9 protein-coding genes are annotated in these 12,328 nt (G+C 53.2%); 6 read left to right on the top strand and 3 right to left on the bottom strand.

Features of this window, described 5'->3' with window-relative positions; translation table 11 throughout:
- Positions 1–77: 77 nt before the first annotated feature.
- Positions 78–1,187 (bottom strand): 3-phosphoserine/phosphohydroxythreonine transaminase, encoded by a 1,110-nt coding sequence (gene serC / locus DCC81_RS00960; RefSeq protein ID WP_240612862.1) that lies wholly within the window; start codon positions 1,185–1,187, stop codon positions 78–80.
- A gap of 420 nt (positions 1,188–1,607) precedes the next feature.
- Positions 1,608–2,489 carry a zinc dependent phospholipase C family protein gene (locus DCC81_RS00955; protein ID WP_133177492.1) on the bottom strand — a complete coding sequence of 294 codons (882 nt, stop codon included), beginning with the start codon at positions 2,487–2,489 and terminating at the stop codon, positions 1,608–1,610.
- Positions 2,490–2,653: 164 nt separating this feature from the next.
- On the opposite strand from DCC81_RS00955, the gene gap reads away from it, so the two are divergent.
- Both gap and DCC81_RS00945 read left to right on the top strand, forming a co-directional pair.
- Positions 2,654–3,628: a type I glyceraldehyde-3-phosphate dehydrogenase gene (gene gap, locus DCC81_RS00950; protein WP_108684724.1), complete on the top strand. Its 975-nt coding sequence runs from the start codon at positions 2,654–2,656 to the stop codon at positions 3,626–3,628.
- Between the two features lie 9 nt (positions 3,629–3,637).
- Complete coding sequence (locus DCC81_RS00945) at positions 3,638–4,639, top strand: GlxA family transcriptional regulator (RefSeq protein WP_108684723.1); 1,002 nt, start codon at positions 3,638–3,640, stop codon at positions 4,637–4,639.
- Between the two features lie 51 nt (positions 4,640–4,690).
- Here the strand turns inward: DCC81_RS00945 and DCC81_RS00940 are convergent, their stop codons facing one another.
- Complete coding sequence (locus DCC81_RS00940) at positions 4,691–5,356, bottom strand: DUF502 domain-containing protein (protein ID WP_108684722.1); 666 nt, start codon at positions 5,354–5,356, stop codon at positions 4,691–4,693.
- A gap of 144 nt (positions 5,357–5,500) precedes the next feature.
- On the opposite strand from DCC81_RS00940, the gene DCC81_RS00935 reads away from it, so the two are divergent.
- Genes DCC81_RS00935 through DCC81_RS00920 form a run of 4 tightly spaced genes read left to right on the top strand, consistent with a single transcriptional unit; the run spans position 5,501 to position 12,217 of the window.
- Positions 5,501–6,118 carry a TetR/AcrR family transcriptional regulator gene (locus tag DCC81_RS00935; protein WP_165806385.1) on the top strand — a complete coding sequence of 206 codons (618 nt, stop codon included), beginning with the start codon at positions 5,501–5,503 and terminating at the stop codon, positions 6,116–6,118.
- Positions 6,119–6,130: 12 nt separating this feature from the next.
- Positions 6,131–7,492 (top strand): TolC family protein, encoded by a 1,362-nt coding sequence (locus tag DCC81_RS00930; RefSeq protein WP_108684720.1) that lies wholly within the window; start codon positions 6,131–6,133, stop codon positions 7,490–7,492.
- A gap of 28 nt (positions 7,493–7,520) precedes the next feature.
- Entirely contained in the window at positions 7,521–8,630 is a 1,110-nt protein-coding gene (locus DCC81_RS00925) for an efflux RND transporter periplasmic adaptor subunit (protein WP_108686426.1), read from the top strand.
- A 20-nt stretch (positions 8,631–8,650) separates the two neighbouring features.
- Positions 8,651–12,217, top strand: coding sequence for an efflux RND transporter permease subunit (locus DCC81_RS00920; protein WP_108684719.1), 3,567 nt, complete (start codon positions 8,651–8,653; stop codon positions 12,215–12,217).
- Positions 12,218–12,328: the final 111 nt, after the last annotated feature.

The raw sequence follows: 12,328 nt of genomic DNA, 5'->3' as shown, positions 1-12,328 counted from the left end.
GGGCCTTCTTGTTAGGGTACAAAAAAACGGCGCCCAGAAGGACGCCGTTAAAACATAGTGGTTAATCTGAAAAATCTTTACGCCTTTTTCATGCTGAAGTATTTCATGGCTTCCACCATTACTTCCACGCTTTCCAGCGGCAGGGCGTTGTAAATGGAGGCACGGAAGCCGCCTACGCTGCGGTGGCCTTTGATGCCTACTATATCTTCTTTCTTCGTGAATTTCAGGAATTCTTCTTCCAGTTCCGGTTTGTCCATCACAAAGCATACGTTCATTTTGGAGCGGTCCTCTTTGACCACGGTGCCGCGGAACAGCGGGTTCTCATCGATCTCTCCATAGAGTAGGGCCGCTTTCCGGTCATTGAGCTTTTCAATGGCAGCTACACCGCCCTGGCCCTTCAGCCAGCGCAGGGTAAGCATGGAGATATAGATGGGGAATACGGGCGGGGTGTTGAACATGGAACCATTCTCAATATGCACACGGTAATCCAACATGGATGGGATGTTGCGGCTCACCTTACCCAGGATGCTCTTGCGCACACATACCACGGTGGCACCGGCTGCGCCCATATTCTTCTGCACGCCGCCGTAAATGAGGGCAAACTTGTTGAAGTCCATGGTGCGGCTCAGGATGTCAGAGCTCATATCGGCTACCAGGGGCACATCGGTTTCTGGGATGTGATGCCACTGGGTACCGTAAATGGTATTGTTCGTGGTAATGTGCAGGTATTTTGCCTGTGCGGGCACGGTAAAGTCCTTGGGGATGTAGTTGTAATTACGCTCGCGGGAGCTGGACACCACGTCTACATAGCCAAACAATTTTGCTTCTTTGATCGCCTTGGAAGACCATACGCCGGTGTCGGTATAGGCGGCTGTTTCCCCGCTTTCCAGCAGGTTCATAGGCACGGTCAGGAACTGGGTGCTGGCGCCTCCATGCAGAAAAAGTACTTCAAAGTCGTCATCGAGTTGCATCAGTTCCTTCACCAGGCTGCGGGCTTCTTCAATCACGGCTACGAAGGGCGGGGTACGGTGACCTATCTCCAGGATAGACATGCCGGACCCTTCAAAGTCAATAAGCGCTTTGCTGGCCTTGTATAATACCTCATTCGGTAATACAGAAGGACCGGCGTTAAAGTTATGCACCTTCATTTTGCGGTCAAGGTTAAATGCTTCGTTATTTTGTTCCACGTTGTTTGGTTTTTCAGAGGAAATAGCAAAAATATTAGACCCGGGCTTGCGGTAACCGGGGCAATTGAGATGGTGTAAGGATTGGCTAAAGTGTGACAGTGAAACAAAGATAGAGTATTCTTTGAAAAAGCTATATGACACATTTATGATATTGATAATGTGTATATAAAATGAACGCGCCCCCACCCGTGAACGTAATAGTTGAAGGTTTATTTATAATTGTTACTGCCTGTGTGGTAGCCGCGATGGTAAATGAGCCCGTACACGTTATCCGGATAAACGTTTCAACTTATTTTTTGCGGGCATGTTCAAGCGAATGATGGTACAGGTAATTTTTACAGCAACAAGGAAGCGGATGAAGGCTGCAGGTAAATTTTCACAGCAGCAGCGCGACCAATGATGGCTGCCGGTAAACAACCGCTAAACCGCTAAACCCCTGAGATCCGGTTGTCCTGCATTCACCCACGCCGTATACCAAAGGCTGGCCACCGCCAGCATGGATGCCCGCATGCGCCGCATCACCATATCACCCAGTAACGCATTGTACATTTTCGTATAGTCGTAAGCGTAGTCCCTTGTTAATGTCCCTTTCCGGAACCCAATGGCATAACGTGCCGCCTCGGGGTATTGCCCGCGCAGCAACTGCTCGGCCTTAAGCACGGTATCTGCCGCCAGCCCGCTGCCCAGCACTGCAGCCCAGATGAAATCGCGGGGAGCCTCCAGGTATTGTGCCTGCCCTGCCCAGTAGCTGAACTGTGCATCGGCAAACAGTTCCGGGATGCGGGATTCCCACAAGGCATGAATGCCTTCCTGCCCACTCAGCTGGCCGTTATGATTACTGCTGGCGTGCAGCGGCACATGGGCATCGCCTGCGTAGTGGCCAATGTCTGCCGAGAGCTTTAAGATCCGCTTTCCGTCTTTTGCGATGAACGCGCTGGTAAGCTGCTGCAGCATGCGTTCCAGGTGCCAGGGCAGTATGCCATATTTGTTCAGGGTATCTGCACTATAACATTCCACCGCCGCTTTCCAGCTGTGGGGCAGGGCTGCATAAGGCGGTGGCCCGTAATGATCAATGTCGATAAAATGCCGGGGCGCCTCCCCCGCCACCACATAGCGGCGCTGGTCCGGGTCCGTGGCATGTTTGGTCAGGTAATCAATATGCGGCTTGTAAAACGCCAGCATGGCCGGCGGTAGGGAAAATACTGCCATCCGGTTAATGCGCTGGTGCGCAAAGAAACCCCAGCACAGGGCATTTGCGGGCAACAGGCAGCAGCACAGTACAAACAATGCACGGGATAACATAAGCAGGTGTGTTTAATTACTGCGAATAACGGCTATTGCATTGACCCGGATCTTAATAACTCGTTAATGGATTGAAAAATTACAGGTTGGCAGGATCTGTATATTTTCTGTCATTGCAGCCACGTGGCAGTTTTTGTAAATTTGGTGTATAAAACAGACAAATCATGAAAGTAGCTATCAATGGGTTCGGCAGGATTGGCCGCATGACCCTTCGTGCCCTCCAGGACAAAGATGTAGAAGTAGTAGCCGTGAATGACCTTACCGATACCGCCACCCTGGCCCACCTCCTCAAGTACGACAGCGCACATGGCCGTTTTCCCGGCACCATTGCAGCAGGCGAAAACAGCCTTACCGTGAATGGGAAGCCCATCCGTTTTCTCAGTGAAAAAGACCCCGAAAAGCTGCCCTGGAAAGCACTGGACATAGATGTAGTGATAGAGTCCACCGGCCGCTTTACAGAACGCAGCAAGGCAGAAGCCCACATCCGTGCCGGTGCTAAAAAAGTGCTGATCACCGCGCCCGCCAGCGGTGGTGTAAAGACCATTGTGCATGGGGTGAACAATGAGCTGATAGGTGGCGATAATATTTACAGCACTGCCTCCTGCACCACCGGCAGCATTGCGCCCGTGTTGCAGATCCTTGATAAAGAATATGGTATTGAAAGTGGCTTCATGAGCACCGTGCATGCCTTCACGGCAGACCAGCAACTGCAGGATGCGCCCCACCGCGACCTGCGCCGCGCCCGTGCCGCTACGCACTCCATCATTCCCACCAGCACCGGTGCAGCAAAAGCCATTGGCGAAGTGCTGCCCAACCTCAAAGGCAAGATGGATGGCTATTCTTACCGGGTACCGGTGATAGACGGTTCTATCGTAGACCTTACTGTGAACCTCACCCGCGCCGTAAGTGCAGCGGAGCTGAACGAAACCTTTAAAAAATACGCCAACGGCGCCCTCAAAGGCATCCTGGAATACACCGAAGAGCCCCTCGTTTCTTCAGACATCCTGGGCAACACCCATTCTTCCATTGTGGATGGTACGCTGACCCGCAGCATCCAGAAAACCGTGAAGGTGGTGGCCTGGTATGATAATGAAGTAGGGATCTCCAACCGGATCTCAGAGTTGGTAAGCCTGTTGTAAATTCGTGCCATGGCAACCCGTAAACCCTCCCGGAAAACAAAGACCATCGTGCTGGTGGCCGTACCCGATGCCAGACTGCTCAACGTGGCCGGCCCCAGCGATGTATTTACCATGGCGTCCAAGATAAAGGACCCTGCTGATCCACCCTACCGCGTGCTACTGGCGTCCGCCACGCGCAGCCGGCAGGTGGTTACGGCGTCAGGGGTTACGGTGCTGTGCGAGATGAGTGCAATGGAAATTGATTTTCCCATTGATACGTTGATCGTAGGCGGTACTTCGCCCAAGATACCCCCGGCGTTTTACGAATGGCTGCGCGCCCAGTATGGCGATGTGCAGCGCATGGGCTCCGTGTGCGCCGGCGCTTTTTCCCTGGCCCGTGCCGGCCTGCTGGATGGTCGCAATGCCACCACGCACTGGGAGGTGTGCGGTAAGCTGGCTGCTGAATTTCCTACAGTGCAGGTAGATAGCAGTCCTTTCTATGTAAAAGACGGGAAGATCTATACTTCCGGCGGTGTTACATCCGGGATAGACCTGGCACTGGGCATGGTGGAAGAAGACCTGGGGCACGAACTGGCCCTGCAGGTAGCGCGCCGCCTGGTGCTGCATTTGCGGCGGCCCGGCGGGCAGCTGCAGTATGGGCACCTGCTGCCAGGGTTTGAGCAGGAAAGCCCGCTGGCAGGCCGCGTCCACCAATGGTTGCGCAAGCACATTGCCGAAGAGGTGAAGGTGGAAATGATGGCCGCCAAGGTGAGTATGAGCCCGCGTAATTTTGCGCGCGTATTCCTCCGGGAAACAAAAATGACACCTGCCAAGTACCTGGAAAAATTAAGGGTGGACATGGCCCGCCAGTACCTGGAAGATTCTGACCTGAGCATGGAGCAGATAGCGGAAAAATGTGGCCTGGGAGGCCTGGTGTCCATGCGGCGCACTTTCATGCGCCACCTGAAAATATCGCCCAGCTATTACCGCAGTACCTTCCGCAAGTCGTTTGCAGCAGCGGAACAGTTGTAGCAGCGCATCCTGCAACAAAAAAGCGCCTGGCAGCAACCAGGCGCTTTTTTGTTATGACTTATCTTCCGTGACCTCCTGGCCCTCGGGATTCAGTACCGTTCCATGTACATGCCCGGTGGTGACCCCGCCGGATACCACGAATTTCATGGCCTCCGCGGCGGTAATGTTTTCCAGTAATCTCACTTTATGTTTTGGCACTAAATATACTTTGCCGGCAATGGCGTACGATTGCGGGCAGTACACGGCCATGTAGTCCGTGAGGCCAAATGCGCTCATATCCTGTTGGGTAATGAATCCCACCTCCCACACATCTTCCCCATAGATCTGCGCCAGCACCGGATGGTCGAACTTTTTCTTTTCCCCTACAAACGCATCAAATACATCCTTGATGGAAGAATAAATGTACTTCACGAAAGGTGTGCGTTCCAGCGCGTGGTCAAACAGATCGAACAGGCGGCCCAGGATGAAGGAGGAGCTGAGATAACCCACCAGCACAATGAGGAACAGCACCATCACAAACCCTACCCCTTTGTAGCGCAGGAAAAACAGCGGTGTGTGCTCTGGCACCAGGTTCAGTGGCAGCAGGTTATCAATAGTCTGGAATCCCCAGTAAATAGCAAAGGCAGTAATGCCTATGGGAGCAAGGATAAGCAGGCCCTGGAAGAAATAGCGGAGTAATCTTGTCGTGAGCGCGTTGAACGTAAATTTTGAAGCCATAGTAGCGTATTCACGGTAAAATTACGCCATTCACCTGCTGCAGCCCCTGGTTTTACCGAAAAAATGCCGGAAACTTTTGGTTTGATGAAAGTTTCCATTAGCTTTGTTCCGTACCTGAAGAGAGGTATATGCCAAACCTATCGCATGGAAGTACCCGAAAGAATCCTGGACACCGCTTTTGGTTTGTTCCGCCAGTATGGGACACGCTCCATTACCATGGATGACATAGCCATGAAACTGGGCATTTCAAAGAAAACACTGTACGCACACTTTACGGACAAGAACGACCTGGTGGTCCAGGCTATCGACCGTTTTTTAAACCACATCAGATCGGCATCCACGCATTTACCACAAAAAGCAGACAACGCAATAGAAGAATTATTCCTGGTAATGCTGCTGATGCATGAGCAGTACGGCGAGATCAATCCCGTGATCATGTCCGACCTGCAGAAGTTCCATCCATCCGCATTTGCATTGTTCCAGGATCATAAAGACGGTTATATGAACACCATGGTGCGGCAGAACCTGGAACGGGGCATCCGGGAAGGACTGTACCGCCCTGCGCTCAATCTGACAGTGCTGCCACATTTCAGGACCCTGGCCATGACGCTCTGCCTGGAGGTGGAACGTTTTAACCTGCAGCACATGGATATGTGGGAAATACAAAAGGTATTGGTGGAACATTTTTTATACGGCGTAGCATCCCCGAAAGGGTACCAATTGATCGAACATTACCGGCACACACTTACGAACAACAAATAATAAATCACAGGAATGATGTTAACACAAAGGACGCTCATGTGCTTTTTGTGCGCCATGATGCTTTGGACAACCGCTTCCGCGCAAAGCCAGGCACCGTCTGCCACAGACACGCTGGCCCTCTCGGCCCGCGCCGCGGTGGATTATGCCATAGCTAACCAGGCTGCGGTAAAAACGGCCCGGCTGGACCAGCTCATCCAGCTGGCCAAGAACAAAGAGGTAAGCGGCCTGGCGCTGCCTACCCTCACGGCAGATGGTAACTACCAGTACAGCCCCATCCTGCAGAAATCTGCGTTTGACCTGCACAACTTCTCCGACTCCATTCCCATGGGTACTTACCAGTACGTGGCCTTCCAGCTGAAGCACAACGTAACCGGTGAGTTCAAGCTTACCCAGGTGCTCTTTGACCCCAGCGTGCTGGTGGCCCTGCAGGCCCGTAAGTCGCTGGAGGAACTGGTGTCGCGCAACGTAACCCGTGCGGAAATAGATGTGAAGGTGAATGTGTACAAGGCTTATTATAACGTGCTCAATGCGCGTAAAGCCCTCAACATTCTCAACGAGAACATCACCATGTTCAGCAAGAACCTGCACGATGTGACCGTGACCTACCAGAACGGCCTGGCCGAAAAACTGGATGTGGACCGCCTTACCGTGCAGCTCACCAACCTGCAAACGGAAGCCATCAAGCTGCAAAACGTTACGGAAATAGGCCTGGCTGCCCTCAAATTCCAGATGGGCATGCCCCTGCAACAGCCCCTGTTGCTCACAGATACGCTCTCGGTAGAGAACGTGACGGCCGAGCTGGTGACCGATACCTTCAGCTACGCATCCCGCATTGAATACCAACTGGCCCAGACCCAGAAAGAGGTGAACGAGTATGACCTGAAGCGCTACAAACTGAAAGCCTTGCCCAGCCTGTCCCTCTTTGGTACCGGCGGTACCCTGCGCGGCAGTAATAAATTCGACTACTTCCAGAATAACATGTGGTATGGTTATGTGACCCTGGGTCTGAGCATGAATGTAACCCTGTTCTCCGGCCTGCAACGCAAGCGCCAGGTGGAACAGGCGGAACTGAATGTGCGCAAATCTGACGTGAGCCTGGAAAACACCAAACTGGCCATAGACCTGGAGCGCGAACAGTCTGCCACCAGCTTCCGCAACAATGTGCTGACCCTGCAGGCACAGGAAAAGAACATGCAGCTGGCCCAGAACGTTTATAATACTACCCAGGTTAAATACAGGGAGGGCGTAGGTTCCAGCCTGGAAGTAACCACCGCAGAAAATGACCTGCTCACCTCACAGAACAATTATTTCACCGCTTTATACAATGCCGTGGTGGCCAAGATTGATTACCTGAGAGCAAATGGTAAACTCTAACCGTCACCCCTCAAAACACACTGAACTTATGAAGACAAGTGCTTACATCATCCCCCTGGTAATCCTGCTCGCGGCCTGCGGTGGTGGCGATAAAACAAAAGATAATGCTGCCAGGCTGGAAAAACTGAAAAGCGAAAAAGCCAAGATCGATAAAGAGATCGCTGACCTGGAAAAACAGCTCAACGTAAAAGATAGTGTACAACGCAAGAACGTGGCCGTACTGACACTGGCCGATACCACCTTCACCCATTACATTGATGTGCAGGGCGCTGTAGATGCCCGTGAAAATGTGAACGTATCTGCCCGCACTCCCGGCACCATCACCAGCATTTTTGTGAAAGAAGGTACCCACGTAAGCCAGGGACAGACATTGGCCCAGGTAGACGACCAGGTACTGAAAGCCAACATGGCCGAGCTGAATACACAGCTGGACCTGGCCAATACGCTGTATGAAAAACAAAAGAACCTCTGGTCACAACAGATCGGGTCTGAAGTGCAATACCTGAACGCGAAATCACAGAAGGAAAGCCTGGAACGCCGCATGGGCACGCTGCAGGAACAGATGAACCAAACCCGCATTGTGGCGCCGATCAGCGGCACCGTGGATGCCGTAATTGCCAAAGTGGGCGACCTGGCCCAACCCGGCGCACCAGCCTTCCGCGTGGTGAACAGCAATAACCTGAAAATAGTGGCAAACATTGCCGAAGCCTACGCCGGCCACGTACACACCGGCGACCGTGTGAAGGTCACCTTCCCGGATATCAACAAAAGCATTGAAAACAAGATCACCTTTGCCGCGCAAACCATCGATCCCCTGAGCCGCACCATCCGCGTGGAAGTGGCCCTGGCACCGGATGCCGCGTTGAAAGCCAATATGGTGGCCCAGATCCAGATCGTGGATTACCAGGCCCCCGCGGCTATCATCGTGCCCGTAGGCGTGATCCAGTACTCCCTGGGCAAACCTTACGTACTGGTGGCCCAGCAGGAAGGTAAAGGCCTGGTGGCCAAGCGCCGCATGATAGAAATAGGCCGTACTTACAATGATAAGGCGGAAGTGAAAAGCGGGCTGCAAGCCGGCGAAAAGCTGGTCGTTACCGGATTCCAGGACCTGAACGACAATGACCCGGTTCAACTTTAGTACGCTTAAAACGCATTGCGATGAAAGATCTACAAAAAGAATTTAAGCCCACCAGTTGGGCCATTGATAACCGGGTGAGCATTTACGTGGCCACGGTGCTCATCGCACTGCTGGGCATTTCGTCCTACCTCTCGCTGCCCAAGGAGCAATTCCCGGAAGTGGTGTTCCCGCAGTTCTACATCAGCACCATCAACTTCGGTACATCACCGGAGGATATGGAAACGCTGGTGACCAAGCCCATTGAAAAGCAGCTGAACGGCATCTCCGGTGTGAAGAAGATCAAGAGCACTTCCCTCCAGGACTACTCCGCCATTTCTATAGAATTTAATGCGGAAGAGGATATTGAAGCGGCCCGCAATGAAGTGCGCCAGAAGGTGGATGATGCGCGCAAAGACCTGCCCCAGAAACTGGACCAGGAACCGCAGATCATCAAGATTGATGTGAGCCAGATGCCCATCATGAACATCAACCTTTCCGGTGATTTTGACCTGCAATCCCTCAAGCGCTATGCAGATGAAATGCAGGACCGCATTGAAGCCCTGAATGAGATCACCCGCGTGGACATTGTAGGGGCGCTGGACCGTGAGATCCAGGTGAACGTGGACAAATACAAAATGGATGCGGCCCAGATCTCTTTTGACGATATTACGCGCGCCATCCAATCGGAAAACATCACCATTTCCGGTGGCCTTGTTTCCATGGATGGACAAAAACGTACGCTGAGCATTAAAGGGGAATACAAAGACCCGCTGAAGATCCGCAACATCGTGATCCGTGGCAGCGCGGGCAGCACCGTGTACCTGAAAGACATTGCCGATGTGGTGGATGGCTTCAAAGAGCAGGAAAGCTACGCGCGCCTGAACGGGGAGAACGTAATTACCCTCAACGTTATCAAGCAAAGCGGTAAGAACCTGATCGATGCCAGTGATAAGATCCGCGCCATCAAGGAAGACATGGAGAAAACCTATTTCCCCAAAGGCCTGAAAGTGACCATCACCGCAGACCAGTCCAAGTCTACCCGCTCCACCCTGCGCGACCTGATCAACACCATCATCATTGGCTTTGCATTGGTGACCATCATCCTCATGTTCTTCATGGGAGCCGTGAATGCAGTGTTTGTGGCCTTGTCGGTACCCATCTCCATGTTCATCGCGTTCCTGCTGATGCCGGTGTATGGCTTTACGCTGAACATGATGGTATTGTTCTCCTTCCTGCTGGCACTCGGTATCGTGGTGGATGACGCCATCGTGGTGATCGAGAACGTGCACCGTATCTTCTACGAGACCAAGAACCTGGGCATTGTAAAAGCCGCAAAGATGGCCGCGGGAGAAGTATTCCTCCCGGTGCTATCGGGCACGCTTACGGTACTGGCGCCTTTTGTGCCACTGCTGTTCTGGCCCGGGATCATCGGTAAGTTCATGTTCTACCTGCCGGTAACACTGATCACCACCCTGCTGGCATCGCTGTTTGTGGCGTACATCATCAACCCGGTGTTTGCGGTGGACTTCATGGACAAGCATGAAGGGGAGGCGCACCCGAAAGCAAAGTGGGACCGCAAGTTTACCATTCTTACCATCATCTTTGCCGTACTGGCGCTGATCTGTTATGGCACTAAGAACGCGGGTGGTGGCAATTTCATCATCTTCCTGTGGTGCCTGATCGCGCTGGAACGTTTCTGGCTGGGCGCTATTGCACGGCGCTTCCAGTACGGCTTCTGGCCCAAGGTGCAGGAGCGCTACAAGTCCGTCCTGGCCTGGTTCCTGGTGGGCTGGCGCCCGGTATGGATCCTCTTTGCCACCTTTGGCCTGCTGATCTTCAGCGTGATGCTCATCGGCATCCGCGCACCCAAAGTGGTATTCTTCCCCACCTCCGATCCGAACTTCATTTATACCTACATAGAACTGCCCATGGGCACGGATCAGAAGTACACAGACTCTATTACCCATGTGATCGAAAAGCGCATTACATCCGTAGTGAAGCCCAATAACCCCATCGTGGAATCCATTATCTCCAACGTGGCGGTAGGCGCAGGCGATCCCTCACAGATGAGCCAGGGTACAGAGCCGCAGAAAGGCAAGGTGACCGTGGCTTTCGTGGAGTTCGGAGAAAGGCACGGGCAGTCCACCAAGGACTACCTGGACAAGATCCGTGCAGCCGTAAAAGGCATTCCCGGGGCCAACATTACCGTGGAGCAGGAACAAAGCGGTCCGCCCACGGGTAAGGCCATCAACATCGAGATCTCCGGTGATGAATTTGAAACACTGACCACCACTTCCGATAAGATCAAACGTTACCTGGACTCGCTCAACATTGGCGGGGTGGAAGAATTGAAAAGTGATTTTGAAAGCAACAAGCCGGAAGTTGTAGTAGAGATAGACCGGGAGCGTGCTAACCGGGAAGGCATCTCTACCGCCACCATCGGCATGGCCCTGCGCGGCGCCCTTTTTGGTACGGAAGCCTCCAAGTACCGCGACCCGGAAGATGACTACCCGATCAATGTGCGCTTTAAAGAAGACCAGCGTAACAACGTGAACACGCTGATGAACACCAACATCATGTTCCGTGATATGAACATGGGCGGTGCGGTGCGCCAGGTGCCCCTGAGCGCGGTGGCTACCATCCGCTATGCCAATACATATGCAAGCATTAAACGTATAGACCAGAAGCGCGTGGTGACCCTGGCATCCAACGTGCTCTCCGGCTACAATGCCAACGAGGTGGTGGGCCAGATCAAGGCAGCCCTGGATGAATTTGCCAAGCCCGCCGGTGTAATGGTGAAGATGACCGGTGAGCAGGAAGACCAGGAAGAAACCATGAACTTCCTGCTAAAGGCCATGGTGGGCGCTTTTGGCCTCATCCTGCTGATCATGGTGCTGCAGTTCAACTCCATAGGCCGCCCGCTGATCATCTTCTCCGAGATCCTGTTCAGCATCATCGGGGTATTCCTGGGCTTTGCCATTACCAAGATGGATATTTCCATTGTAATGACCGGTGTGGGCATCATGGCCCTGGCGGGCATCGTGGTGCGCAATGGGATCGTGCTGGTAGAGTTTACAGACCTGCTGCTGATGCAGGGCGCTACGGTGCATGAGGCAGTGATGGAGGCCGGCCGCACACGTATGACCCCGGTGATCCTCACGGCCATTGCGGCCATTCTGGGGCTCATCCCGCTGGCGGTGGGCTTTAATATTGACTTTGCATCCCTCTTCTCCTCGTTTGAGCCGCACATCTTCTTTGGCGGGGATAACGTGGCGTTCTGGGGGCCCCTGGCCTGGACCATGATCTTCGGGTTGATCTTTGCCACCTTCCTCACCCTCATCCTGGTGCCGGTGATGTACTCCATGAACAAGCGCTCTATTGACGTGCTGGATTACATGGGCTGGCCAAGGGCGTTGAAATATGTGCCCTTCCTGGTGCTGATCGTAAAGCTCTTTATGCCCAGGGCTAAAGTGAGGGAGCTGCATGATGATAACTACCTGTCTCCCAAGCCATATAAATTCTTTAAAGGGAAAGACGAGCCCGCGCATGCGGACGACGCGCATGCTACGAACGGGGTGCTGGTAGAACAGCCCCAACCCCTGAAATAGGCTTGCTCCCGGAATGCTTTACAGTGTAACAGTTGTAAGTTAGGTGACGCCGCCCGGAATCCTCCGGGCGGTTTTTTTGTGAAAATTTTGCTCCCGGAGGCCCGGCCAAAC

This window comes from Chitinophaga parva, assembly GCF_003071345.1.
Taxonomy (GTDB): Bacteria; Bacteroidota; Bacteroidia; order Chitinophagales; family Chitinophagaceae; genus Chitinophaga; species Chitinophaga parva.
The sequence above is the reverse complement of the archived record's forward strand: the minus strand, read 5'-3'. Positions and strand labels throughout refer to the sequence as shown.